The following is a 23,954-nucleotide window of genomic DNA, read 5'->3' on the forward strand; positions in this document are numbered from 1 at the left end:
CGCAGGGCGTGTGGCTGGCGTGTGGGACAGGAAGCGCGCCATGGTTTATCGGCGGACGCATCAAGTGGTTAAGCGCCTTGCGGCGCGGCGCAGCGCCATTCTGGCGGCGGCGCGGGAGGCGGCGGCGGAAGGCGGGATGGCGGCGGTGCAGATCGCGCCGGTCGCGGTCCGGGCCAATGTCGCAGCCGGCACGGTCTACCGCTATTTCCCCTCCAAGGCCGAGCTGATCTCCGAACTCATTGCCGAGGTCTCCCGTGACGAGCTCGCGGCGATCCGCCGGGCGGGCGATGCCGCGCCGGGGCCGTCCTCGGCGCTGGCGGCCGCCGTGACCACCGTGGCGGTCCATACGCTGTCGCAGCGCAGGCTGGCCTGGGGCATCCTGGCCGAGCCCGTCGATGTCGATGTCAGCGCCTCCCGCCTTGCCAGCCGGCGTGAGATCGCCGGCGAGATCGCGTCCCGGATCGACGCTGCGGTGCGCGCCGGCCATCTGCCGGCGCAGGACACCGCGCTCGCCGCCACTGCATTGCTCGGCGCGCTCCATGAGGCCCTGGTCGGGCCGCTCGCGCCCGACAATCTCGAAGATCCCGTCAAGATGCGCGACGCGGTGCAGACCGTGACGCTGCTGGCGCTGCGCGCCGTCGGGGTCATGGACGCCCGCGCCCGCGGCCTCGTGGTCCAGCAGACGCTGCTGCCGACGACGAAGGCGCTGGTTGGAGCGTAAGAATCGGGCACGCGGTCGAGGTGGAGACCTGATCGCGCTCAGGCCGTTGTCTGAGCGGGCCTTTTCGCGAAACCGCAGCACCCGCGCCGAAATCGCCGGCTACTGTGCATGGGGTTGTTTTCGCTTTTCTTGTTTGAGCAGCCCGGACATCACATGTTTGCTTCGCCCTCGGGGCCGACCGAGGCGATGCGCACCATGTTGGTGGTGCCGGGAATGCCGAGCGGCACGCCGGCGACGATGATCACGCGCTGGCCCGCGCGGACAAAACCGTCCCGGAACGCGATCTGGCCGGCGCGGCCGACCATGTCGTCCTGGTCGCGCGCGTCCTCCGCCACCACGCAATGCACGCCCCAGACCACCGCGAGGCGGCGACCCGCCGTGATGTTCGGCGTGATCGCCACGATCGGCGGCTTGGGCCGCTCGCGTGCGACCCGCACGGCGGTCGAGCCCGATGAGGTCCAGCAGATCAAAGCGGGCAGGTCGAGGGTTTCCGCCATCACGCGAGCGGCGTCTGCGATGGCATCGCCGACGGTTGATTCGGGGTCCGGCCGCTGCGCCATGATCACCGACCGATAGGTCGGGTCACGCTCGACCTCCTCGCCGATGCGATTCATGGTCGAGACCGCCTCGACCGGGAATTTGCCGGCCGCCGATTCCGCCGACAGCATGATGGCGTCGGCGCCTTCATAGACGGCGGTGGCGACGTCGGAGACCTCGGCGCGGGTCGGCACCGGCGACTGGATCATCGATTCCAGCATCTGGGTCGCGATCACCACCGGCTTGCCGGCGCGGCGCGCCATCCGCGTCATCTGCTTCTGCAGGCTCGGCACGCGCTCCAGCGGCAGCTCGACGCCGAGGTCGCCGCGCGCCACCATCAGCGCGTCGGAGGCCTCGATGATATCGGCGAGGCGATCGATCGCCTGCGGCTTCTCGATCTTGGCCATCACCGCGGCGCGGCCGCGGATCATCTTCTTGGCCTCGATCACGTCCTCGGCGCGCTGCACGAAGGACAGCGCGATCCAGTCGACGCCGGTGACGAGGGCCGCCTCGAGGTCGGCGCGGTCCTTCGGCGTCATCGCCGAGACCGGCAGGTCGGTGTCGGGCAGGCTGACGCCCTTGCGGTCGCTCATCTTGCCGCCGACCACGACGCGGGTCACCGCATGCTCTTTCGAGGTTTCCTCCGCGATCAGCCGCACCTTGCCGTCGTCGAGCAGCAGCGCATGGCCCGGTCGCAGCGCGGCCAGGATCTCCGGATGCGGGAGGTGGACGCGCGTGGCATCGCCGGGGGCCTTGTCACAGTCGAGCGTGAAGGTCTGCCCATTCTGGAGCTGGACCGCGCCTTCGGCGAAGGCGCCGAGTCTCAGCTTCGGTCCCTGAAGGTCGACCAGGATGCCGATCGGCCGGCCATAGCTGCTCTCGACGTTGCGGATCGTCGCCACCAGCTCCCGCATCTTGTCATGCGGGGTGTGGCTCATGTTGATGCGGAACAGGTCGGCGCCGGCCTCGAACAGGCGGCGGATCATCGCGAGGTCTGAAGAGGCCGGTCCCAGGGTCGCGAGAATCTTGATACGGCGAAGACGCCTCATGGCTTATTTCCAGACGGGGGCGAGGGCGCCGGCGGAAGGCCAGGCGCGGCGGGGGGCGTACCACCGGGCGGACTATTGGGCAAACCCGGAACGCCGCCCGGGCCAACCGGCCCGGGCAGGCCAGGTACGCGTTGCTGCGCCGGCTGTTCGTTGGCGTCGGTCAGCTGCACCGTCCAGGCCCGCTGCTCGCCGGTGTCGACCTCGAAATAGCCGGTGCGGTCATAGCCGCGCGCCAAGCAGTCCTCGGTGCCACGGATGGTGAACTCCTTGTCGCGCGAGCACATGAAGGCCTGGCCCGACCATTCGCCGCCGCGGTCATAGTCGATGGCGTAGATATAGTAGTAGCGGGCGACCAGCGTGCCCCGCAGCAGCGTCTCGCAGGAACGCGACGAGATGTTCCACCAGCCCTCGGTGGTCCACCCCTCGGCGTCCTTGTAGCCGAGCGCAATGCCGACCCGGCTCGAAGTGTTGTTGCAGAGGCGGAAATCGGCGGAGGCCGGGCTGGCGCAAAGGCACAGCAGGGCGACCACCAGCACCGGGACCAACCGGGCGAGCAGACGAAACGGGGAGCGGGGAGATTCGGCAGTCATTGTCGCGGAAGCTATACCAGATCATTGACGATTTGGCGTAGGGCAGGGGAACTGCCCCATAGCCGGGCCGTGGCCCGTTTGCGCCGCGATATGGCAAAATCTGTGACAGGACCCACCTGATCCCGTAAGGGTGACCTCCATCGGGACGGGCCTTAAGGAAGACAGCCATGGCAATCGACGACAAAACCAGAACGGAGCTCGAGGCGGCCGCTTTCCGGCGCCTGGTCGATCATTTGCGCAGCCGGACGGACGTCCAGAACATCGACCTGATGAATCTGGCTGGTTTTTGCCGCAACTGCCTCTCCAACTGGCTCAAGGACGCCGCAGACGCGCAAGGGGTCGCCTTGAGCAAGGACGAGAGCCGGGAGGCCGTCTACGGCATGCCCTACGAGACCTGGAAGGCGAAGCATCAAGGCACGGCCACGCCCGAGCAGCTCGAGGCGATGAAGAAGGTCCATCCTCACGGGCACTGACGCCTCGTCGCGCCGCTCTGAGTCGCACCACACAACAGCTTTCTTTGCGTCAGCGCAGGAAGGTGTGGGCGCGCTGTGGACGAGCGCGATGCTTGCTTGAACGCCGGGAGCGCCGACCCTAAGGGTCTACCCAGCACGCGCGGTGAGGATGCCGGCGTCACCTCGTTTTGCCAGTTCCATTGGGAGTACCAAGATGGCCACCTCCGCCGCCGTCCGCGACGACGAGCCCGCGACGAAATTTGCCAAGGACCAGCTCAAATCCATCATCGAGCGCATCGAGCGGCTGGAGGAAGAGAAGAAGGCCATCTCGGACGACATCCGCGACGTCTATGCCGAGAGCAAGGGCAACGGCTACGACGTCAAGGCGCTGCGCACCATCGTGCGCCTGCGCAAGCAGGACCCCAACGAGCGTGCCGAGGCCGAGACCATTCTCGAGACCTACATGCAGGCGCTGGGGATGCTCTGAGGCCTCGCCCGGCTGACGTTGCAGCGCACCAAGCTTGGGCGAAATCTCGTCATCTGCTAGAGTGCTCGGTGAAGGGACCGAGCAATGGATGTGCCTGGACCAGAGCGCAGGCTCGCCGCGGTCCTCGCCGCCGATATGGTCGGCTTTAGCCGACTGATGGAGGTTGACGAGGCCGGCACACTTGCGCGCCTCAAGACCCATCGTGTCGAACTCATCGATCCGGCCATTGCCAAGAATCGCGGTCGTATCATCAAGACGACCGGCGACGGCATGCTCGCTGAATTCTACAGCGTCGTCGATGCCGTGCTATGTGCCGCCGAGGTTCAGCGCCGCATGGCGCGGCGTAATGCCGACGTCCCGCCGCCGCGGTGGATCCAATTCCGCATCGGCATCAATCTGGGCGACGTGATCGTCGATCAGAACGATATTTTTGGCGATGGGGTCAACGTCGCGGCGCGACTGGAGGCGCTGGCCGAGCCTGGAGGAATCTGCGTTTCCGGCGCGGTGCGCGATCAGGTCGGCGACCGGCTGGATGGAGTTCAGTTCGACGATCTCGGCGAACAGAGCGTCAAGAACATCGCCCGTCCGATCCGCGTCTTCCGCATTCGGCTGGCGGAGGGGCCTGCAAGCCTGCCCGACGCGACGATTGTTGCGTCACCGGTTATTTCAAAGAAACCGTCCATCGCCGTGCTGCCGTTCGCCAATATGAGCGGCGATCCGGAGCAGGAGTTCTTCGCGGACGGTCTCACCGAGGACATCATCACCGAGCTTTCACGCTTCCACGACCTGCTTGTCATCTCCCGCAACTCGACGTTCGTCTACAAGGGCAAGGCCGTGAAGGTCCAGGACATCGGCCGTGAGTTCGGAGTCGACTATGTCATCGAGGGCAGCGTTCGGAAGGCCGGTGAGCGCGTCCGCGTCACCGTGCAGCTGATCGATGCAGAGACCGATCGTCATATCTGGGCTGAGCGCTACGACCGTGAGCTCCGGGATATCTTCGCCATTCAGGACGAGATGACCCGCGCGATCGTGGCGACGTTGCCGGGTCGGGTGGAAGCCGCAACGCACGACCGCACCAAGCGCAAGCCGACCGACAACATGCCCGCTTACGAATGCGTGCTGGCTGCAAAGCTCCTGCATCACCGGTCAAACCGCGACGACAACGCTCAGGCGCAGACGCTGCTCAACCGTGCGCTGGCGATGGATCCGAACTATGCCCACGCTCATGCCTGGAAGGCATGCGTGCTCGGCCAAAGCTGGATCTATGGCTGGTGCGCTGACCGCGAGGCGACCTTCGAGGAGGTGGCTTCGGAACTGGAGATTGCGTTGGCGCTCGACGACAACGACGCGGACGTGCACCGAATTCTCGCCGCGCTCAATCTAACGCGACACGACTACGAAAAGGCCACCTATCATCAGGAGCGTGCGCTCGCCCTCAACCCGAACTACGACCTGGTGGTCGTGCAACAGGGAGAGCTCCTGACCTGGCTCGGCCTGCCGGAGGAAGGCATCGACTGGATCAGGAAAGCGATGCGCCTCAACCCCTACCATCCCGAGCGCTTCTGGAGCCATCTCGGCCGCGCTTATTATTGCGCGGAAAGATACGCCGAGGCCGCGGAGGCATTTTCAAGGATCACACGCCCCGACTATACCCATCACGCGTTCCTGGCGGCGACATTTGCGCAGATGAAGAATGCGGTCGCGGCCGGCGCTCACGCCGCGGAGGTCTTGAAGCGCGAACCGGGGTTCTCGGTGGCAGCTTATCTTGCGACGCTGCACTACAAGCGCGAACCCGACCGGCAGCGCCACGAGGCTGGCCTCATCGCGGCCGGCCTGCCGGCCTGATCGACCCCGGGCAAGGAAGAGCAGAGCGAGCCTTGCTGGCACCGAGGATTCAGCGCAGCGCGGCGGTGCGCACGACGAAGGATGTCGTCTCGAGCTTTGCGGTCGCGCTGCCCGAGAAATTGTCGCAGGACAGGCCTTGCATCGGGTCGTCGGAGAAGCCCATCGCGATCACGGCGCGCGGCTTGACGAAATAGCCGCGCAGCGCTGCGGTATCGAGCTCGCCCATCAGCGTCACCGACATCGCGCGGCTGGCGCTCGGCGACAGCATCACGATCTTGAGCCAGATGCTCTCGCCCTTGGCCGCGGAGAGACGGGTGGCGGTTGCGATCCTGCCGTCGATGCTCTTGCCGACCACCGTGTTGATCTCTGCCGCCTGAGCCAGGCTGCGGGACGCCGCGGCGGGGCGGGCGGTGCGCGGGATCGGCGCGGAAGCGGCGACGACATTGGCGCGGTCGACCGGAGAGGCGGCCGGCGCGTAAGCCAGGGCCTGGAAGGCCGCGTTGGAGACGCTCGCGGTTGGTTGCGGATCGGTGGCGGCGGCCAGCGCCTGGCGCGCCTTCAACGCCGCGACTTGCGCCGGCGTCGCCTGCTGCGGCGCGGCCGGGACATCATCCCAGAAGCCGCGGGCATTGATGATGTCAGCCGGGGTCTCCAGCTTTCCGTCAACAGACTTGCCGGTGGCCGGCTTGTCAGCCACGGGCGCGGGCTTCGGCTTGGGCGGCGCAACGATCTGCGCGTCGGCCGAGGCGAGCTGAAGGGTTGCGGCTACTTGCGGCTTGGCGCGCGGCGTCGGCACTGGCTCGGCGGGCTTGGCGGCGGCTGCGACCACGGTCGGCGCTGCCGGCTTCGCGGCCGTTGCGGGCGCGCCCTCATCATCCTCGTCGTTGTTCGCGGCGGCAGGAGCCGGCTTGCTCTTGAACAAGGCGGCAAAGAAATTCGGCTTGCTGCCGGCATCGTCGCCGCTGCCGCGCCGCTCGATCTCGGCCTTGGCAAGCTCATAGCCTTTCAGCGGCACGCCGTCGGTCGGCAGATGCACCGTCTTTCCGTCCGGGAAGACGCGGGCGAGCTGGTCATGCGTCATGCGCGGCCAGTGCCGGATGCTGCCGGTGTCGAGGTGCACGAAGGGCGAGCCGGAGGTTGGATAGAAGCCGACGCCGCCGCGCTGCAGGCGCAGGCCGGCGAAACGGATCTGCTCCAGCGGCACGCCCGGGATGTAGAAGTCCATCGCATGTCCCAGCATGTGCTGGCTGAAGCGCGCCACACCGGAGGAGCGGCGGCGGAGCATGGCGTTGGTGGCGGGGGAGCGATAGGACGAGATGATCTGGATCGGCTGCTTGCCGTCGACGTCGCGATAGACTTCCCACAGGATGTCGAAGAGGCGACGGTCCATGACGGTCTCGTCCTGGGTGCGCCAGTCGCGCAGGAAGTGGTTGAGCTGCTTCAGCGCGGCTTCGTCGTAGCGCCCGTCGCGCTTGAAGGTGACGGTGAGATCTTCGCCGGAATGGGTGTGGTGGAACGAGAGCGTCTTGGTCTCGTTCAGCGCGGCCGCGTCATGAACCGAACCGGCAGCCGCAAGCAGCAATGCAGCAGCGAGGCCGATCCGGGATCCGGCCTTCACGCCCGCATGGGACAACGACAGCACAGCGAATTGGCGTGCGAGACCAGTCAGCACGTATGAGCCCACCCAGTCGACGAGCGTTCAAATGGACTCTCCCGCCAACCCCGTTAGCAGCGCGAAAGAGGATGAACGCTTTCTTAAAGCGAGAAGGTTAATCCGAGGTTGACCTTCCCGCCCCCAAACCAAGTCAGAATACGATCCTAAACGGTTGACTGTGGCAAAAAAACGCCCGCCGCCCGAGTGCAGGTTGGACCATGGTTAACGTTAAGCGGCCCCATCCAGAGGACGGGGCCGCTGATTTCATTGCAGAATTCTTGTGAACCAGGCGCTGGGCCGGGCTCAGCGGGTAAACACCCGCTGCGGACGACGGCCGACCGGCGCCGGCGGCTGGGTCGGGGTCGGCGCTCCGAACAGCCGCTCGAAGAAGTTTGGTCCGGACGAGCCGAAGCCCCCGCCATTGTTGGCCACCGCGACTCCTGACGGCAGCGTTGTCGCCGGGCGCGAATAGCTCGGTTGGGAATGGGCCACGACGGCTTCGAGGTCCTTGCCGCGGTTGTTCTTCAGGATGTTGATCATGGCTGCGTCGCGGCCATAGACGTCCTTGCGGAACTGCAGCTTGCCGGCGTCGTCCACGAACGCGGTCTGATAGGTGATGTTGACCGGGATCGGGGTCGGGAATTTCAGATCGATCTCGCTCTTGCCGTACATGCTGCGCACGCGCTCAGGCGTGTACCTCTCGTTCGGCATGGTGATGTTGAGCAGCACGGACGCATACTGATCCGGATTCTGCACGCGCATGCAGCCATGGCTGAAGGCGCGCTCGTCGCGGGCGAACAAATGCTTGTCCGGCGTGTCGTGCTGATAGACTAGAAACTTGTTCGGGAAGTTGAAGCGGATGCGGCCGAGCGCGTTGGCTTCGCCGGGCGGCTGCGAGATGTGCACCGAGCCGTCGCGGTTCTGTTCGAGCCTGAGGCCCATGCGTTGAAGCACGGTCGGGTCCTGCTGCAGCGCCGGCAGGTATTCGTTGTAGACGATCGACGGTGGCACGTTCCAGGTCGGATTGACCGTGATGTACTTCATCGTCTCGCTGAGCAGCGGGGTCGCATGCGTCCCCGGCTTGCCGGTCACGACGCGCGTGGTCCAGACCGGCTGGCCGCGCTGCATCACCTTCAACGTGAAGTCGGGAATGTTGAGGATGACATAGGCGTCCCCCAGCGAAGGCGCGCCGAGATCGCGCGGCAGCCAGCGCCAGCGCTCCATGTTCACCAGCACGGTGTCGATCTGCTTGTCGCGCTTCGGGGTGTTGAGCGCCTTGACCGTCTTGTCATCGAGGATGCCGGTCGCCTTCATTTCGGCGCTGCTCTGGAATTTGCGCACGGCGTCGGCGACTGCCGCGTCGTAGCGGGTGTCGCTCGGGTTCTCGGCGAGGCCGAGCTTGGCGCGGAGCTGCGGCACGCGTGGATCTTCCACGACGATCTCAGCCTGCTTCTTGCCGGCGGGGGTGTATTTCAGCGCCGGGCCGTCGGCGATCTCGATCGCCAGGCCATTGCCCTGGCCGCGCAGCTCGGCGAGCTTGGCCTTCAGCTCCTTGTAGAGCTTGTGCGGCGGGTTATAGCTGTCGAGCGCTGCGGAGGCGTCCGTCGCGGTCGTGACCTTGGCGAGCACCTCGTTGGGATCGACAGGATGTTCGGGATAGAGAATGTCGCCGCTGACCTGCGACCAATGCATGCGGCCGCTCTGGGCATGGCGCGCATAGTCGAACATGCTGGCGATGAGCTTGAGCTCGGCATCCGCCAGCGCATCGGGCGTCGTGGCGGCGGCGAAATCCGGCACCGGATAGTCGGCGGGATTGAGGCCGTCGGACGCGGCGTCCTTCAGCCGCGCGATCACGCCCTTGGCCGCAGCAGTCAGGCTGCCGCCTTGCGTCCAGACCGGCGCGAAATCGCGCGCGCCGTAAAACTTCTCGATCGCCGCACGCTCGTTCTTACGGTCGAAATGGCGCGAGGTCTTGGCGCCGATGATGTCCTTGAGCTTGTCCGCGACCGGCTGGTCGGCGGCGGGCACGTTGCTTGCAGCCTTCACTGGCTCGGCAGCGGGAGCCGCTGCGGCAGCAGGTGCCGTGGGAGCGGCCGGCGTGACGGTTGCGGTGTCGGCCTTGGCAGGCTCGGTCTTCGCAGGTTCGGACTTGGCCGTCTCGCTCTTCGGCGCTTCAGGCGCGGGTGTGGTGGCGACGTCGGACGGCTTGGTCTCGACCTTGTCCGGCGCCGGTGCGGCGTCCGCCTTAAGGGACTCCCTCGCAGTCTCCTTGCCGGGATCCTGCACCGTGGCGGTGGTGTCGAGCTTGATGTCGGCTGCAGTCGGGGGCGGGACGTTTGCCGGCTCGGGGCGCGGGATCGCAGCTTCGATCGCAAGCTCAGCGGCGCTGCTGCGCGCCTGATCCTGCGCCAGGGCCGAGCTGGCCGACACCGTGAGGAAGGTCGCTGCGACCGTCATCAAGACGCGGTCAAAGCCCGCACGGTGGTTCAAACAGTCACGCATTGTGTCGCACCCCTCGGGTGAGCTGTCCCCTCGTGGAACAGCTTCGTTATCGCCTATTGATGAGTTTCGGCTAAACCGCGCCGGCCTCTCGAAAGTTGCACGCCTGCACGCAACGATTCCTACGCAGACGATATACAGGCCCCGATTTTGCAGCCAGCGCCACCCGGGACAACTCACGACAAACTGACTTCAAGGGAGCCTCTTGGCAACGGATTGTGCGCTTCTGCCACGCGCTTTTCCCTCTGTCTGTCACTTCCAAGTCACGGTTCAAATCGCGGTCGGATTCTGTCGTCATGCGAACGGCTTACAGCCGTCCCGCGCGGTCGCGCAAACCTCCGCTCGCAGTCGGCTCAGTGCGTCTCCTCTCCGCTTTTGCCGCCATGTCCGGGAACCCCTGCCTCGTCGAGTTTGCGGTAGAGCGTTGACCGGCCGATTTTGAGGCGGCGCGCCACTTCGGACATCTGGCCGCGATAGTGCGAGATCGCGAAGCGGATGATCTCGTTCTCCATGTCCTCCAGCGAGCGGGCATCCCCGGTCGCGGTGAGCATGGCGAGAGTTCCCATGGCGGGGAGTGGAGCGATTGGTATTTCATTACCCGATACCACGGAGGGCATCGCCGCCGGCTCGAGCATCAGCGGGGCGGTCGGAATATCCGTGATGGGATGCGGCTGCGAGGCGAGCAGGGGGAAATCGCCAAGGCCGAGCTGGTCGCCGTCGCTCATCACCACCGCGCGGTAGACCGCGTTCTCGAGCTGACGGATGTTGCCGGGCCAGTCGAGCTGGGCAAGCTGCGCCACGGCCTCGCCGCTGATGCCGGTGATGGGGCGGTTCTCCTCGGCGGCAAAGCGCGCGATGAAATGCCTGAGCAGATGCGGGATATCCTCACGCCTGGCCCGCAGCGAAGGGATCGTCAGCGGCAGCACGTGCAGGCGATAGAACAGGTCTTCCCGGAAATGTCCCTGCTTCACCCGCTCCAGCAGCTTGCGATTGGTCGCCGAGATGATGCGGACGTCGACCTTGACCGGCTTGCGGCCGCCGACTGCCTCCACGGCACCTTCCTGGAGCGCGCGCAGCAGCTTCACCTGCGCGGTCAGCGGCAGCTCGCTGACTTCATCCAGAAACAGCGTGCCGCCATGGGCCTCGACAAACTTGCCCATGTGCCGCTCGGTGGCGCCGGTGAAGGCGCCCTTCTCGTGGCCGAACAGGATGGACTCGACGAGATTGTCGGGAATCGCGCCGCAATTGACCGCGACGAACGGCTTGGCCTTGCGCTCGCCGCTGCCATGGATGGCGCGCGCGAACATCTCCTTGCCGACGCCGGACTCGCCCTCGATCAGCACGGGGATCGCGGAGTTTGCCGCCTTCTGTGCGGCTCGCATCACACCCGTCATGGCCTCGGCGCGCGTGATGATGTCCGAGAAGGTCAGCCGGCCTTCGCGGCTGTGACGGATACGCTGCAATTCGCCCTTGAGCGCGGACGTGTTGAGCGCGTTGCGCAAGGAGACCTGGAGCCGCTCCACGCCGACAGGCTTGACGACGAAATCGGCCGCGCCCGCGCGCATCGCCGAGATCACGTTGTCGATGCCGCCATGGGCGGTCTGCACGATGACGGGGATGCTCAGGCCCGCTTCGCGGATCTTCGCCAGTACGCCCATGCCGTCGAGGCCAGGCATCACGAGATCGAGGATGACGGCGTCGATGGCCGGTGCGTCGGGGGCGGTGAGGGTGGCGATTGCGGCGTCGCCGGAATCCACAACGACCGTCTCATAGCCGCATTTCTGCACCATGTTCTCGACCAGCCGGCGGGCCACAGCGTCGTCGTCGGCGATCAAAATACTGGCAGCCATGGTGTTCCCCGCACGCTACTACTATCTGTCTCGAATCGGGGCACTCTGGCCGAAGCCGATTAACACACGCTTAAACCTTGATGCCCCCGCCCGCCGCCGCGATTGTTGAACACAGGTTTCCCACACAATGAATTCGCGCTCCAAGCTCGCCCCCAAGAAGTCTGCCTCCAGCAAGCCCGCTCTCCGCAAGCCAAGCACCAAGAAATCTGCCGCCAAGGCAAAGCCCTCCAAGCCTTCACTCGCCAAGCCTTCACTCGCCAAGCCTTCGCCCGCAAAGCCTGCGAGCAAGACCGGCAAGCTTCCGGAATGGAACTTGACCGATCTCTATTCCGGGATCGACGCGCCGGAAGTGGCGCGCGATCTCGAGAAGTTGGATGCCGACTGCGCCGCCTTCGAGACGGACTACAAGGGCAAGCTGGCGACAGGGACAGCAAACGAAGATGGCGGAAAATGGCTCAGTGAAGCCGTGCGACGCTATGAGGCGATCGACGATCTCGCCGGCCGTCTCGGCTCCTATGCCGGTCTCGTCCATGCCGGCGACAGCGTGGACCCTGCGATTTCAAAGTTTTACGGCGACGTGTCCGAGCGCCTGACGGCGGCGTCGACGCATCTGTTGTTCTTCGCGCTCGAGCTCAACCGTATCGATGACGATATTTTGACCCGCGCGATGCAGGCCGCCGAGCTTGCGCACTACCGTCCATGGATCGAGGATCTGCGCAAGGAGAAGCCGTACCAGCTCGACGACAAGCTCGAGCAGCTCTTCCTGGAGAAGGCGCAGACCGGCTATTCTGCCTTCAACCGCCTGTTCGACCAGACCATCTCCAGCTTGCGCTTCAAGATCGGCTCCAAGGAGCTCGCGATCGAGCCGACGCTCAATCTGCTGCAGGACCTCGACGGCGCAAAGCGCAAGAGCGCGGCGGAGGCGCTGGCGAAGACCTTCAAGGCCAATGAGCGCACCTTTGCGCTGATCACCAACACGCTCGCCAAGGACAAGGACATCGCCGATCGCTGGCGCGGTTTCAAGGACGTCGCGGATTCCCGCCATCTGAACAACCGCGTCGAGCGCGAGGTCGTGGATGCGCTGGTCGCCTCGGTGCGCGCAGCCTATCCGAAGCTGTCGCATCGCTATTACGCGCTGAAGGCGAAATGGTTCGGTAAGAAGCGGCTGGCCTATTGGGACCGCAACGCGCCGCTGCCGTTTGCGGCGACCGACGTTATCGCCTGGCCCGAGGCGCGAAGCATGGTGCTGACGGCCTATCGCGGCTTCTCGCCCAAGATGGCCGATATCGCCGAGCGCTTCTTCACCGACCGCTGGATCGACGCGCCGGTGCGGCCGGGCAAGGTGCCGGGGGCGTTCTCGCATCCGACCACGCCGTCAGCGCATCCTTACGTGCTCATGAACTACCAGGGCAAGCCGCGCGACGTGATGACGCTCGCGCATGAGCTTGGCCATGGCGTCCATCAGGTGCTGGCGGCCAAGAACGGCGCGCTGATGGCGCCGACGCCACTGACGCTGGCGGAGACCGCGAGCGTGTTCGGCGAGATGCTCACCTTCAAGCGTCTCCTTGCCCAGACCAAGAACGCAAAGCAGCGACAGGCGCTGCTCGCCGGCAAGGTCGAGGACATGATCAACACCGTGGTGCGGCAGATCGCGTTCTATTCCTTCGAGCGCGCGGTCCACACCGAGCGCAAGAACGGCGAGCTCACCGCGACGCGGCTCGGCGAAATCTGGCTCTCGGTGCAGGGCGAGAGTCTGGGGCACGCGATCGAGATCAAGGCGGGCTACGAGAACTACTGGATGTACATCCCGCACTTCATCCACTCACCGTTCTACGTCTACGCCTACGCCTTCGGCGATTGTCTCGTGAACTCGCTTTACGCTGTCTACGAGAATGCGGCCGAAGGCTTCGCCGAGCGCTATCTCGACATGCTCGCCGCCGGCGGCACCAAGCATTATTCCGAGCTCCTGCGCCCGTTTGGGTTAGATGCCAAGGATCCCAAGTTTTGGGAGGGTGGGCTCAGCGTGATCGCCGGGATGATCGACGAGCTTGAGGCCATGGGGTGAAGGGATGGTGCCTCATTGGTAGGCAAGTTCCGTAAAACATTTGTTGAACCGCCTGCCGACGGTATGTTATACACGTGTATAACATGATCGGAGCAAGACCATGAAGATCGAGATCAAGAAGATCGGCAATTCGGATGGTCTGTTGCTGCCCCGTGAGTTGATGCAGCGGCTCGATCTCAAGCGCGGGCAGCAATTGCACATCGTGGAATTGCCTGGCGGTGGTTTCCAGGCGTTGCCCTATGATCCCGATTTCGAGCGGACGATGGAGATTGCCGACGAGGTGATGGACAAGTATCGCGACACCCTCGCTGCGCTTGCAAAATAACTAGCTGCGCATGAGCGATCTTCAGGAGCCGCTCTGGATCACGCATGAGCAGGCCGTCGCAATACATAGTCGACAACTCCGGCGGTTCAGCGGTGCGCCGGGCTTACGCGACGAGGGAATGTTGCGTTCGGCACTGGAGCGGCCGATCAACAAATGGCGTTACGAACGGGCGCCACTGGACGAACTCGCTGCAGCCTATGCATTCGGCCTCGCGAATACCCCTGCATTCATCGACAGAAACGAGCGCATCGCTTTCCTGGCGATGACAGTGTTCCTGCGCAAGAACAAGGCGGACTTCAGTCCCGATCCCGCGGAAGCTGCCATCATTATCCTCTCGCTCGCCGCAGGCGAAGTCAGCGAGGAGAGCCTTGCGCGCTGGATTCGCACTCATTGGGATTCCAAATGAGTCCATTTGCGGGAAAACTGCGCTTCCGTGCCGTTGCCCTGCCCGAAGCTTTGCGGTATCCCAGCCGAAGAATTCGACTTTCGACTGGGGACATCCATGGCAGATCATAGCGAAGTTGCGTACAGCACCGCCGACGGGAACGACTACGTTGCGCACGAGCAGACCTATGAGGGCTTCATCAAGCTGGTGAAGTACGGCACGGCTTCGGTCGCGCTCATCGTGATCCTGATGGCGATCTTCCTCACCTGACCCGTCTTCGGCAGCTGCACACGCCAGCGGCAGCTGCTGCCCAGAAAACTTGCATACAAACCGGTCCCAGAACCGGTATCGAACGCCGCGGGAGTAACGCTTAGTTTGCGCGCGCGCTGTCCCGTGCCGCCGGAGGACCCATGAAGATCGCCGTTGCCAAGGAAATCGATCCGTCGGAGCCGCGGGTCGCCGCTTCGCCTGATACGGTGAAGAAATTTAAGGCGTTGGGCGCCGAGCTTGCCGTCGAGCCGGGCGCGGGCATCAAGTCGGGCCTGCCGGATTCCGAATTCACCGCGGCAGGCGCTACCGTCAGCGCCGACGCGCTCAATGACGCGGATATCATCATCAAGGTGAAACGCCCCGAGGCGTCCGAGCTCGCGCAGTACAAGCGCGGCGCGCTGGTCATCGCGATCATGGATCCCTATGGCAACGAGGCTGCGCTGAAAACGATGGCCGATGCCGGCATTGCCGCCTTCGCGATGGAGTTGATGCCGCGCATCACGCGCGCGCAGGTGATGGACGTGCTGTCCTCGCAGGCGAACCTTGCCGGCTATCGCGCCGTGATCGAGGGCGCCGAGGCCTTCGGCCGCGCCTTCCCAATGATGATGACCGCGGCCGGCACCGTGCCCGCCGCCAAAGTGTTCGTGATGGGCGTCGGCGTCGCCGGCCTCCAGGCGATCGCGACCGCGCGCCGCCTCGGCGCCGTCGTCACCGCGACCGACGTGCGGCCTGCGACCAAGGAGCAGGTGGAATCGCTCGGTGCGAAATTCCTCGCCGTCGAGGACGAGGAGTTCAAGAACGCGCAGACCGCCGGCGGCTACGCCAAGGAAATGTCGAAAGAGTACCAGGCCAAGCAGGCCGCGCTCACCGCCGAGCACATCAAGAAGCAGGACATCGTGATCACGACCGCGCTGATTCCGGGCCGGCCGGCGCCGAAGCTCGTCAGCGCCGACATGGTCAAGTCGATGAAGCCGGGCTCGGTGCTGGTCGATCTCGCGGTCGAGCGTGGCGGCAATGTCGAGGGCGCCAAGCCGGGCGAGGTCGTCGATCTCGATGGCATCAAGATCGTCGGCTACACCAACGTCGCCGGCCGCGTCGCGGCCTCGGCCTCCAGCCTCTATGCCCGCAATCTGTTCTCCTTCATCGAGACCATGGTCGACAAGAAGGAGAAGAAGCTCGCCGTGAACTGGGACGACGAGCTCGTCAAGGCCACCGCGCTCACGAAGGACGGCGCGGTGATCCACCCGAACTTCCAGCCGAAGGCTTAAGGAGACCCGTCATGGAGCATGCTGCACAGGTCGTGGACCCCTTCATCTTCCGGCTGTCGATCTTCGTCCTCGCCGTCTTCGTCGGTTATTTCGTGGTGTGGTCGGTGACCCCCGCGCTGCACACGCCGCTGATGAGCGTGACCAACGCGATCTCCTCGGTGATCGTGGTCGGCGCGCTGCTCGCGGTCGGCGTCGGCATGGTTTCGAGCGGCTCGGGCTGGGCGCGCGGCTTCGGCTTCGTCGCGCTCATCTTCGCCTGCGTCAACATTTTTGGCGGCTTCCTTGTCACCCAGCGCATGCTGGCGATGTACAAGAAGAAGTCGAAGTAAGCGGCCACCTCGGGCTGAAGGGATCAATGGGGACCTGAGATGAGCGCCAATCTCTCTGCATTCTTGTATCTCGTGGCGGGGGTGCTGTTCATCCTGTCGCTGCGCGGGCTGTCGAGCCCGGCATCGTCGCGCCAGGGCAATTTGTTCGGCATGATCGGCATGGCGATCGCGGTCGGCACCACGCTGGCGAGCCATCCGCCGGCAGACGGCGTGGCCTGGGTTCTCGTGATCCTCGCCGTCGCGATTGGCGGCGGCATCGGCGCGGTGATCGCCCGCCGCGTGCCCATGACCTCGATGCCGGAGCTGGTCGCCGCCTTCCACTCGCTGGTCGGTATGGCCGCGGTGCTGGTCGCCGCCGGCGCGTTCTATGCGCCCGAGGCGTTCGACATCGGCACCCCCGGCAACATCCATCCGCAGAGCCTGGTCGAGATGTCGCTCGGCGTCGCCATCGGCGCGCTGACCTTCACCGGCTCGGTGATCGCCTTCCTGAAGCTGTCCGCGCGAATGAGTGGCGCACCGATCATTCTTCCCGCCCGCCACATCATCAACATCGCGCTGGCCTTGGCGCTGGTGTTCTTCATCGTTCGTCTCGTCCTCACCGGCGGCGCGTTGGACTTCTGGATGATCACCATCCTCGCCCTGGCGCTCGGCGTGCTCATGATCATCCCGATCGGCGGCGCCGACATGCCGGTCGTGATCTCGATGCTGAACTCCTACTCCGGCTGGGCCGCGGCCGGCATCGGCTTCACGCTCGGCAATTCCGCGCTGATCATCACCGGCGCGCTGGTCGGCTCCTCGGGCGCGATCCTGTCCTACATCATGTGCCACGCGATGAACCGGTCCTTCGTCTCGGTCATCCTCGGCGGCTTCGGCGGCGAGACGGCTGCCGCCGGCGGCGGTACGGGCGAGCAGAAGCCGGCGAAGCTCGGCTCGGCTGACGATGCGGCCTTTATCATGAAGAACGCCTCCAAGGTCATCATCGTGCCCGGCTACGGCATGGCGGTGGCGCAGGCCCAGCACGCGCTGCGCGAGATGGCCGATATCCTCAAGAAGGAAGGCGTCGAGGTGAAATACGCCATTCACCCGGTCGCGGGCCGCATGCCCGGCCACATGAACGTGCTGCTGGCCGAAGCCAACGTGCCCTACGACGAAGTGTTCGAGCTGGAGGACATCAACTCCGAATTCGCGCAGGCCGACATCGCCTTCGTGATCGGCGCCAACGACGTCACCAACCCGGCGGCCGAAGAGGACAAGTCCTCGCCGATCTACGGCATGCCGGTGCTCCAGGTCTGGAAGGCCGGCACCGTGATGTTCATCAAGCGCTCGTTGGCCTCCGGCTATGCCGGCATCGACAATCCGCTGTTCTATCGCGACAACACCATGATGCTGCTCGGCGACGCCAAGAAGGTCACCGAGAACATCGTCAAGGCAATGTAACGCGGAAGGGACCTGGGCCATAAGGAATGGCACCGGTCCCATCCCATGCGGCCCAAAGCCACGCGCAAGCAGCGCGTCGAATGGCACGCTGCCGACAAGGTGGCGTGCGGCTGCGGCGATATTCCGCCGGACCTGCAGCCCGATGTCATGAAATTGCTGCGGAGCCGTCGCAAGCCTTGGTCTCAACCGACGACCGGGCCGGGCAATGATGACCATCGTCAAGTGGACCGCCATTGTCCTCGTAACTGTCTATTGCGCCGGTCTCCTCGTGCTGTATGTCCGCCAGCGCGAGATGCTGTTTCCGATCCCGCCCGTCGGCCGCACCGCTCCCGATGCCGCAGGCCTTCCCGAGGCGGAAGAGCACGTTCTGACTACGTCGGATGGTGAGAAGGTCATCGTCTGGCACGTGCCGGCCAAGCCCGGTCATTCTGTGATCCTGTACTTTCCGGGCAATGGAGATTTTCTCGCCGGCCGCGTCAGCCGTTTCAAGGCGGTGACCGCCGACGGCACCGGCCTCGTTGCCCTGTCCTATCGCGGCTATGCCGGCTCGAGCGGGATGCCGAGCGAACAGGGGCTGCTGTACGATGCTGCGGCCGCTTACGCCTTCACCACTGCGCGCTATGGAGCGGAACGAATCGTCACGTGGGGCTTCTCTCTGGGGACGGGCGTGGCAGTTGCCATCGCCTCGGAACATCGCGTTGGAAAGCTCATCCTGGAGGCGCCTTATACATCAACCGTCGACGTTGCGGCTTCGTCGTTCTGGTTCGTTCCGGTCCGCCTTCTGATGCACGATCCGTTCCATTCGGATCAGCGCATGGCGCGCGTCACGGTGCCGCTGCTTGTCATGCATGGCACCAATGACCTTGCCATCTCGATCATCTTCGGAGAGCGTCTATTCGCAATCGCCCATGAGCCCAAGCGGTTCGTTCGCATGGTGGGCGGCGGGCACGACAATCTCGATCAATATGGCGCGATCGAAACGGCGAGAGGCTTCATTGGCGGCTGACAGCTTGGCTAAACGTTACGTTCCCGCCCTCGCTGTCTCCTGCTTGACGTTTCTGCCGCAGAATGCGCTTGCGGCGACCGGGCTCGACGGTGCGGCGATGCGCTGGCCCTATGCGCTGCCCTTTGCCGGCTTGTTGCTGTCGATCGCCCTGGGGCCGCTGCTGTTTGCGAAATTCTGGCATCATCATTACGGCAAGATCGCCGCGGCTTGGTCGCTGCTGGCGCTCGCCTCGCTCGTCGTCTTCGCCGGCAGCACAGCGGCGCTGGCGGCGCTCGTTCACGCCATGCTCGCCGAATATCTTGGTTTCATCGTGCTGCTGTTCGCGCTCTATGTCGTGGCCGGTGGCATCCTCATCACAGGGGACATCAAGGCGACGCCCGCGACCAATGTGGGCATCCTCGCACTTGGCACGTTCGGGGCGAGCGTCGTCGGCACCACGGGTGCCGCGATGATCCTGATCCGCCCCTTGCTCCGCGCCAACCGGCTGCGGCGCCACAACACCCATGTCGTCATCTTCTTCATCATCCTGGTTGCCAATGTCGGCGGCGCGCTGAGCCCGCTTGGCGATCCCCCGCTGTTCGTCGGTTTCCTGCACGGCGTCGACTTCTTCTGGACCACGCGGACCATCTGGTTGCAGACCGTGATCGTGGCCGGGCTGCTGCTCGCGATCTTCGTCGCCATCGACGCCTGGCGCTTCCGGAGCGAGCCGCCGCCCGATGACACCGGCCCCGCGCAGCCGGTCCGCATCCGCGGCCTCGTCAATCTCGTGCTGATCGCGGCCATTGTCGCCAGCCTGCTCGCCGCGGCGATGTGGAAGCCCGGCATTGCGTTCGACGTTCTCGGCACCAAGCTGGAGCTGGAGGACGTCGTCCGCAATCTGGTGCTGCTGGCGATTGCTGCGCTGTCGGTGTGGCTGACGCCCGATGAGCACAGGCAAGCCAACGGCTTCACCTGGGAGCCGATCCGCGAGGTCGCCAAACTGTTCGCGGGGATCTTTGTCGCCATCATCCCGGTCATTGCCATGCTCAATGCCGGCCATCACGGTGCGTTCGCTTGGCTGCTGTCGGCCGTGACGGAGCCGAACGGCGCACCGCGCGAGGCCGCCTATTTCTGGTTCACCGGCCTGATGTCCGCGTTCCTCGACAACGCGCCGACATATCTGTTGTTCTTCGAGCTCGCCGGTGGCAACCCGCAGGTGCTGATGCATGAGCTCTCGGGCACGCTCGCCTCGATCTCCATGGGGGCGGTCTACATGGGTGCGCTCACCTATGTCGGCAACGCGCCGAACTTCATGGTGAGCAGCATTGCCAGCGAGAATGGCATCGAGATGCCGAGCTTCTTCGGCTATCTCCTGCGCGCGGGCGCCGTGCTGATCCCGCTGTTCCTGCTGTTGACGTTCCTGCCGATCGCCCCGATCCTGCACTGGCATTGAATCTCGCGCCTGATTTGATACTGCTCATTCAAGCAACTGGAAGCGGTGGATGAGCGCACATAGCCCGATGCCCCGGTCGGCCTGGATCTTCCCGGCGCTGGCCGTGCTGTTGTTCGCAGCCGTCAGCGCGACGGGTTATGTGTTCACGCTGTCGTTTGGCGGGCTCGTCTTCGCCATCGTCCTTCTGGTTATTCTGTTCGGCACGGTGTTCGCCGCGGTTCATCATGCCGAAGTGATCGCGGAGCGGGTCGGCGAACCCTATGGCACGCTGGTGCTGACGCTCTCGGTGACCATCATCGAGGTGGCGCTGATCACCACGATCATGCTGGGCGACAAGCCTGCCCCGGCACTGGCCCGCGACACCGTGTTCGCCGTGGTCATGATCGTCTGCAACGGCCTCGTCGGCCTCTGCATCTTCATCGGCGGCCTGCGCTATCGCGAGCAGGGTTTTCAGCTCTCTGGCGCCAACGTCTATCTTAGCGTGCTGTTCGCGCTCGCGACCATCACGCTGATCCTGCCGAACTACACCACCACCACACCGGGCCCGGTCTATTCCGCGATTCAGCTCGGCTTCGTCGACGTCGTCACGCTCGCGCTGTACGGCGTCTTTCTCTACACCCAGACCGTCCTGCACAAGGACTACTTCGTTCATGAACGGGCGGAGGGCGAGGGCGGGGAGGTGCACCTGTCGGCGGGGACGCTCGTGCTCACCGTGGCGCTGCTCCTGGTCTCGCTGCTGGCGGTCGTGCTGCTCGCCAAGAAATTCTCATTGGTGGTAGATGCCGTCGGCGCCAGGATCGGTGCGCCGCCGGCCTTCGCCGGGCTTCTGGTCGCGCTGCTGATCCTGATGCCCGAGGGCGTCGCGGCCATCGCGGCGGCCCGCCGGAACGACCTGCAGAAGAGCATCAACCTTGCGCTCGGCTCGTCGCTGGCGACCATTGGTCTCACGATCCCTGCGGTCGGCGTCGCCACCTACGCGCTCGACAAGGAGCTCGAGCTCGGCCTCAGCGCCCAGGGCAGCGTGCTTTTGCTGCTGACCTTCTTCCTGAGCATGCTGACCTTCGGCACGGGCAGGACCAATGTCCTGTTCGGCCTGGTCCATATGGTGGTATTTGCCGTCTATGTGTTCATGGTTTTCGTGCCCTAGAGGGAATCCCAATGCTTGCCGCCAAGTCCGAGATTCAGGTCGACAACGAAGAGGTCCGGGTGACGGAATGGCGGCTTGCCCCGGGGAGCGCGACCGGCCATCACACCCACGGGATGGACTACGTGATTGTTCCGGTGGTCGCAGGCGAGATGACCATCGTGGCGCCCAATGGCGAGCGGTCCAAGGCGCAGCTCGCCGCCGGAAAATCCTATTTCCGCAAGGCGGGCGTCCAACATGACGTACTTAACGAAACCTCAACTGAGATCGTGTTCCTTGAAATCGAGCTAAAACGTTAAGTTGGTGCGACTGTTTGCCATCGATCCGTCGCAGTTGATCCCTCACAATGCCCTAAAGTTCCCGCATCAGATCGCGCGGGGAGTGGTCGGAATGCTGAAATACCTCGCAAAAATTTCGATGGATATCTTCCCCTCGGTGCTCGCGACGATCATCGGGGCCTACATCGTTAATCATTACATCAACGCCAAGCCGGCGGCCGACACCCCAGCCGCCGTGGTCGCGCCTGCCCAGACTGGCAGTGACGGCAAGCCCACGGATGCCGCCAACCTTCCTGCCCCCGGCGTCAAAGCCAAGGGCATCTCCGAGAAGAGCGTCACGGACAAGGCGGCGGTCGAGAAGCCCGTCGATCATCAGGCGGCTGCCGAGACCAAGGCTGCCGACGTGGCTCCCGCTGAAACCAGCCCGCGCGGCCGTTCCTCTGCGCGTGACAAGGCCGCGGCCAAGTCCGCTCCGGCTGCCGCTGCTCCCGTGGTTGAGGCCAACTCGGCCGCGACCGCGGCTTCCCCGGCCGCCACCCCCGACGCCAACGATCTCGCGCGCGCTGCGATCGAGCGTCTGCGCAAGTCGCCTGAGGGCAAGGCCGCAGAGGCCAGATCTTCGGAAGCCAAGCCCGCCGAGGTTCGCTCGTCGGATACCAAGCCGGCCGAGAGGCCGGCAGAGCCCGTGGTGCGGGAAGCCGCCCGCACGCCCGAGGCTCCGCGAGTCGTTGGTGTGGAGCCGACCCCGGTCCGTCCGCTGCCGCCGCCGATCACGGTATCGACGCCCTCATCTGAGGCCTATGGCAATGGTGGCTCCCATCCGCCCTACACGGCCTCGATCAGCAGCGACGATCCGAATCGGGTGACGCCGCCGGCTGACATTCCCGTGCCGATCATCGCGCCACCGCTCGATCTGCGTGCCGACGCTGGCACCTCCATGCCGCGGCCGAAGAAGACCAATGTCGCCGACGAGATGCTGTCGGGCATGAAGTCGATGTTCAACGCCGTTCTGCCGAAGAGCGCCACCCCCGACTAAAACTGCGCCCGCGTTGTGCCAAATCGTCAGCCGCCGACGCGGGCGAGGCCGCTACGGGCGGCGTCATCGCGTGGACGCAGCGCGACGGCCTTATTGTAGGACGCCGCCGCCTTGGCCCTATCGCCCAGCCGCTCATAGGCCTGTCCGCGCGCGGTCCAGACCTGGGCGTTGTGCGGATCGGCCTCGGAGGCTTCATCGAGATCGGCTGCGGCCTCCTTGACCTTGCCGAGCGCGAGATAGCTGTTGGCGCGGCCGAGCAGCGGCTCGGCCTTTTGCGGGTTGAGCCCGCTCGCGGCGCTGAAATCGGCGATCGCGAAGTCGTGCTGGTTCTTGCCCTGGTAGATCAGCGCGCGGCCATAGAGGGCCTGCGCATTGTAGGGATCGAGCCCGACCGCGCGATTGAACTCGTCGAGCGCTGCCGCGGTCTCGCCTGACTTGGCCAGGGACTGGGCCTTTGCGGTGTGGGCTTGGGATTCGGTGACGTTGCCGGCGCTCACCGCGCTCTCGGCGGGCGCGGCCGCCTTGGGTGCTTCCTGCGGCTTGTCCTTCTCAGGGAGTAGCGATCCGAGATCGAACGAGCAGCCGCAGAGCGCGATCCCCATCACGGCCAGCGCGAGCGGGTGCCGCCAGATCTGGCGTAGCCGCGGCAAGCCACGCTCGGGGAAAGGAGAGGCCATCTACGGTTCGCTCGCGCTAGAGCATGATCCGAAAAGTGTGAAGCGGTTTTCCGAAGAGATCATGCTCAAACAACAAACTAAAGCGCGATAATAATTCGTCCTAGTCTCATCGCGCTTTAGCGCCGCATCGTAGTGTGCCCGTCCCAGAAAGGCACCGCTCACAAACAACAACGCGGGCCAAGGGCCCGCGTTATCGAAAACCGAGGTCTTACAGGTTCGGCAAATCAGCGCGGGCCGCGCGGGCCTGCACCAGCGCCGCCACGAGCGCCGCGATCACCGCCGGGACCGGCACCGAACACCGGCTTCGGCTTCATCGGCAGCAGGCCTTCGCGCTGCAGCTTCTTGCGGGCCAGCTTGCGCGCACGGCGCACGGCTTCGGCCTTTTCGCGGGCCTTCTTCTCGGAGGGCTTCTCGTAATGACCGCGGAGCTTCATCTCGCGGAAAATTCCCTCGCGCTGCATCTTCTTCTTCAGCGCCTTGAGGGCTTGATCGACATTGTTATCGCGAACGAGAACCTGCACGCGGCATCCTCTTCAGGTGGATCGGATTTGAATTCTGGTAAGTCAAAGGGATGGCAAAACGCGCAAGCCCTTAACCTTGAGCGCGGGGATGTATCAG

23 protein-coding genes are annotated in these 23,954 nt (G+C 64.8%); 16 read left to right on the top strand and 7 right to left on the bottom strand.

All coding sequences use genetic code 11. From position 1 onward, the window contains the following. Positions 1–40: 40 nt before the first annotated feature. The gene (locus YU9_RS0112350; RefSeq protein WP_027573119.1) at positions 41–721 is read left to right on the top strand and encodes a helix-turn-helix domain-containing protein; all 681 of its coding nucleotides are present in this window, start codon (positions 41–43) and stop codon (positions 719–721) included. Between the two features lie 149 nt (positions 722–870). Here the strand turns inward: YU9_RS0112350 and pyk are convergent, their stop codons facing one another. Both pyk and YU9_RS0112360 read right to left on the bottom strand, forming a co-directional pair. Continuing rightward, entirely contained in the window at positions 871–2,307 is a 1,437-nt protein-coding gene (pyk, locus tag YU9_RS0112355; RefSeq protein WP_027573120.1) for a pyruvate kinase, read from the bottom strand. Then, entirely contained in the window at positions 2,304–2,897 is a 594-nt protein-coding gene (locus tag YU9_RS0112360; RefSeq protein WP_027573121.1) for a DUF1036 domain-containing protein, read from the bottom strand. Before YU9_RS0112360 ends, pyk begins: the two co-directional genes overlap by 4 nt. A gap of 167 nt (positions 2,898–3,064) precedes the next feature. Here YU9_RS0112360 and YU9_RS0112365 point away from each other — a divergent pair, with 167 nt between their 5' ends. The 3 genes from YU9_RS0112365 to YU9_RS0112375 all read left to right on the top strand — a co-directional run bounded on the left by YU9_RS0112365 (position 3,065) and on the right by YU9_RS0112375 (position 5,681). Continuing rightward, complete coding sequence (locus tag YU9_RS0112365; RefSeq protein ID WP_027573122.1) at positions 3,065–3,370, top strand: DUF1244 domain-containing protein; 306 nt, start codon at positions 3,065–3,067, stop codon at positions 3,368–3,370. A 193-nt stretch (positions 3,371–3,563) separates the two neighbouring features. Next, the gene (locus tag YU9_RS0112370) at positions 3,564–3,836 is read left to right on the top strand and encodes a DUF2312 domain-containing protein (protein ID WP_018641571.1); all 273 of its coding nucleotides are present in this window, start codon (positions 3,564–3,566) and stop codon (positions 3,834–3,836) included. Positions 3,837–3,920: 84 nt separating this feature from the next. Beyond that, positions 3,921–5,681, top strand: a complete 1,761-nt coding sequence (locus YU9_RS0112375; RefSeq protein WP_027573123.1) for an adenylate/guanylate cyclase domain-containing protein — start codon at positions 3,921–3,923, stop codon at positions 5,679–5,681. Positions 5,682–5,730: 49 nt separating this feature from the next. On the opposite strand, the gene YU9_RS0112380 is transcribed toward YU9_RS0112375, so the two are convergent. The 3 genes from YU9_RS0112380 to YU9_RS0112390 form a co-directional block, all read right to left on the bottom strand. Beyond that, positions 5,731–7,365, bottom strand: a complete 1,635-nt coding sequence (locus tag YU9_RS0112380) for a DUF882 domain-containing protein (RefSeq protein ID WP_027573124.1) — start codon at positions 7,363–7,365, stop codon at positions 5,731–5,733. 273 nt (positions 7,366–7,638) lie between these two features. Beyond that, positions 7,639–9,837: a murein L,D-transpeptidase gene (locus YU9_RS0112385; protein ID WP_027573125.1), complete on the bottom strand. Its 2,199-nt coding sequence runs from the start codon at positions 9,835–9,837 to the stop codon at positions 7,639–7,641. A gap of 350 nt (positions 9,838–10,187) precedes the next feature. Beyond that, positions 10,188–11,684 (bottom strand): sigma-54 dependent transcriptional regulator, encoded by a 1,497-nt coding sequence (locus YU9_RS0112390; protein ID WP_027573126.1) that lies wholly within the window; start codon positions 11,682–11,684, stop codon positions 10,188–10,190. Positions 11,685–11,811: 127 nt separating this feature from the next. On the opposite strand from YU9_RS0112390, the gene YU9_RS0112395 reads away from it, so the two are divergent. The 12 genes from YU9_RS0112395 (at position 11,812) to YU9_RS0112450 (ending at position 22,659) form a co-directional block, all read left to right on the top strand. Beyond that, the gene (locus YU9_RS0112395; RefSeq protein WP_027573127.1) at positions 11,812–13,749 is read left to right on the top strand and encodes a M3 family oligoendopeptidase; all 1,938 of its coding nucleotides are present in this window, start codon (positions 11,812–11,814) and stop codon (positions 13,747–13,749) included. 100 nt (positions 13,750–13,849) lie between these two features. Continuing rightward, on the top strand, positions 13,850–14,074 hold the full coding sequence (locus YU9_RS0112400) for an AbrB family transcriptional regulator (protein ID WP_027545558.1): 225 nt from the start codon (positions 13,850–13,852) through the stop codon (positions 14,072–14,074). Positions 14,075–14,084: 10 nt separating this feature from the next. Further along, entirely contained in the window at positions 14,085–14,480 is a 396-nt protein-coding gene (locus YU9_RS0112405) for a type II toxin-antitoxin system death-on-curing family toxin (RefSeq protein WP_027573128.1), read from the top strand. 96 nt (positions 14,481–14,576) lie between these two features. Further along, positions 14,577–14,729, top strand: a complete 153-nt coding sequence (locus YU9_RS0112410; protein WP_018317799.1) for an aa3-type cytochrome c oxidase subunit IV — start codon at positions 14,577–14,579, stop codon at positions 14,727–14,729. Positions 14,730–14,869: 140 nt separating this feature from the next. Next, positions 14,870–15,997: a Re/Si-specific NAD(P)(+) transhydrogenase subunit alpha gene (locus YU9_RS0112415; RefSeq protein WP_027573129.1), complete on the top strand. Its 1,128-nt coding sequence runs from the start codon at positions 14,870–14,872 to the stop codon at positions 15,995–15,997. 11 nt (positions 15,998–16,008) lie between these two features. Beyond that, entirely contained in the window at positions 16,009–16,326 is a 318-nt protein-coding gene (locus YU9_RS0112420; protein WP_024337650.1) for a proton-translocating transhydrogenase family protein, read from the top strand. Positions 16,327–16,365: 39 nt separating this feature from the next. Next, positions 16,366–17,763, top strand: coding sequence for an NAD(P)(+) transhydrogenase (Re/Si-specific) subunit beta (locus YU9_RS0112425; RefSeq protein ID WP_027573130.1), 1,398 nt, complete (start codon positions 16,366–16,368; stop codon positions 17,761–17,763). 208 nt (positions 17,764–17,971) lie between these two features. Next, positions 17,972–18,769, top strand: coding sequence for an alpha/beta hydrolase (locus YU9_RS0112430; protein WP_027573131.1), 798 nt, complete (start codon positions 17,972–17,974; stop codon positions 18,767–18,769). Positions 18,770–18,866: 97 nt separating this feature from the next. Beyond that, on the top strand, positions 18,867–20,201 hold the full coding sequence (locus YU9_RS0112435) for a sodium:proton antiporter (protein ID WP_027573132.1): 1,335 nt from the start codon (positions 18,867–18,869) through the stop codon (positions 20,199–20,201). Positions 20,202–20,250: 49 nt separating this feature from the next. Continuing rightward, positions 20,251–21,348 (top strand): calcium:proton antiporter, encoded by a 1,098-nt coding sequence (locus YU9_RS0112440; RefSeq protein WP_027573133.1) that lies wholly within the window; start codon positions 20,251–20,253, stop codon positions 21,346–21,348. An 11-nt stretch (positions 21,349–21,359) separates the two neighbouring features. Continuing rightward, a complete protein-coding gene (locus YU9_RS0112445) occupies positions 21,360–21,644 on the top strand; it encodes a cupin domain-containing protein (RefSeq protein WP_027573134.1) in 285 nt (94 codons plus the stop codon). Positions 21,645–21,735: 91 nt separating this feature from the next. Further along, positions 21,736–22,659, top strand: coding sequence for a hypothetical protein (locus tag YU9_RS0112450; RefSeq protein ID WP_027573135.1), 924 nt, complete (start codon positions 21,736–21,738; stop codon positions 22,657–22,659). 26 nt (positions 22,660–22,685) lie between these two features. Here YU9_RS0112450 and YU9_RS0112455 read toward each other — a convergent pair whose 3' ends face one another. Beyond that, complete coding sequence (locus tag YU9_RS0112455; RefSeq protein WP_027573136.1) at positions 22,686–23,336, bottom strand: tetratricopeptide repeat protein; 651 nt, start codon at positions 23,334–23,336, stop codon at positions 22,686–22,688. A gap of 224 nt (positions 23,337–23,560) precedes the next feature. After that, on the bottom strand, positions 23,561–23,857 hold the full coding sequence (gene rpsU / locus YU9_RS0112460; protein ID WP_027573137.1) for a 30S ribosomal protein S21: 297 nt from the start codon (positions 23,855–23,857) through the stop codon (positions 23,561–23,563). Positions 23,858–23,954: the final 97 nt, after the last annotated feature.

Origin of the sequence: Bradyrhizobium sp. WSM1743 (assembly GCF_000473065.1) — a bacterium.
Lineage (GTDB): Bacteria > Pseudomonadota > Alphaproteobacteria > Rhizobiales > Xanthobacteraceae > Bradyrhizobium.

Excerpts from the sequence above, each read along its gene's own strand:
- YU9_RS0112365 (WP_027573122.1), top strand. The coding sequence starts at position 3,065 with ATGGCAATCGACGACAAAACCAGAACGGAGCTCGAGGCGGCCGCTTTC.
- pyk (WP_027573120.1), bottom strand. The coding sequence starts at position 2,307 with ATGAGGCGTCTTCGCCGTATCAAGATTCTCGCGACCCTGGGACCGGCC.
- YU9_RS0112440 (WP_027573133.1), top strand. The coding sequence starts at position 20,251 with ATGAGCGCACATAGCCCGATGCCCCGGTCGGCCTGGATCTTCCCGGCG.
- YU9_RS0112420 (WP_024337650.1), top strand. The coding sequence starts at position 16,009 with ATGGAGCATGCTGCACAGGTCGTGGACCCCTTCATCTTCCGGCTGTCG.
- YU9_RS0112400 (WP_027545558.1), top strand. The coding sequence starts at position 13,850 with ATGAAGATCGAGATCAAGAAGATCGGCAATTCGGATGGTCTGTTGCTG.
- YU9_RS0112395 (WP_027573127.1), top strand. The coding sequence starts at position 11,812 with ATGAATTCGCGCTCCAAGCTCGCCCCCAAGAAGTCTGCCTCCAGCAAG.
- YU9_RS0112390 (WP_027573126.1), bottom strand. The coding sequence starts at position 11,684 with ATGGCTGCCAGTATTTTGATCGCCGACGACGACGCTGTGGCCCGCCGG.
- YU9_RS0112415 (WP_027573129.1), top strand. The coding sequence starts at position 14,870 with ATGAAGATCGCCGTTGCCAAGGAAATCGATCCGTCGGAGCCGCGGGTC.
- YU9_RS0112455 (WP_027573136.1), bottom strand. The coding sequence starts at position 23,336 with ATGGCCTCTCCTTTCCCCGAGCGTGGCTTGCCGCGGCTACGCCAGATC.
- YU9_RS0112405 (WP_027573128.1), top strand. The coding sequence starts at position 14,085 with ATGAGCGATCTTCAGGAGCCGCTCTGGATCACGCATGAGCAGGCCGTC.
- YU9_RS0112370 (WP_018641571.1), top strand. The coding sequence starts at position 3,564 with ATGGCCACCTCCGCCGCCGTCCGCGACGACGAGCCCGCGACGAAATTT.
- YU9_RS0112385 (WP_027573125.1), bottom strand. The coding sequence starts at position 9,837 with ATGCGTGACTGTTTGAACCACCGTGCGGGCTTTGACCGCGTCTTGATG.
- YU9_RS0112430 (WP_027573131.1), top strand. The coding sequence starts at position 17,972 with ATGACCATCGTCAAGTGGACCGCCATTGTCCTCGTAACTGTCTATTGC.
- YU9_RS0112360 (WP_027573121.1), bottom strand. The coding sequence starts at position 2,897 with ATGACTGCCGAATCTCCCCGCTCCCCGTTTCGTCTGCTCGCCCGGTTG.
- YU9_RS0112425 (WP_027573130.1), top strand. The coding sequence starts at position 16,366 with ATGAGCGCCAATCTCTCTGCATTCTTGTATCTCGTGGCGGGGGTGCTG.
- YU9_RS0112445 (WP_027573134.1), top strand. The coding sequence starts at position 21,360 with ATGCTTGCCGCCAAGTCCGAGATTCAGGTCGACAACGAAGAGGTCCGG.
- YU9_RS0112350 (WP_027573119.1), top strand. The coding sequence starts at position 41 with ATGGTTTATCGGCGGACGCATCAAGTGGTTAAGCGCCTTGCGGCGCGG.
- YU9_RS0112410 (WP_018317799.1), top strand. The coding sequence starts at position 14,577 with ATGGCAGATCATAGCGAAGTTGCGTACAGCACCGCCGACGGGAACGAC.
- YU9_RS0112450 (WP_027573135.1), top strand. The coding sequence starts at position 21,736 with ATGCTGAAATACCTCGCAAAAATTTCGATGGATATCTTCCCCTCGGTG.
- YU9_RS0112375 (WP_027573123.1), top strand. The coding sequence starts at position 3,921 with ATGGATGTGCCTGGACCAGAGCGCAGGCTCGCCGCGGTCCTCGCCGCC.
- YU9_RS0112435 (WP_027573132.1), top strand. The coding sequence starts at position 18,867 with ATGCGCTGGCCCTATGCGCTGCCCTTTGCCGGCTTGTTGCTGTCGATC.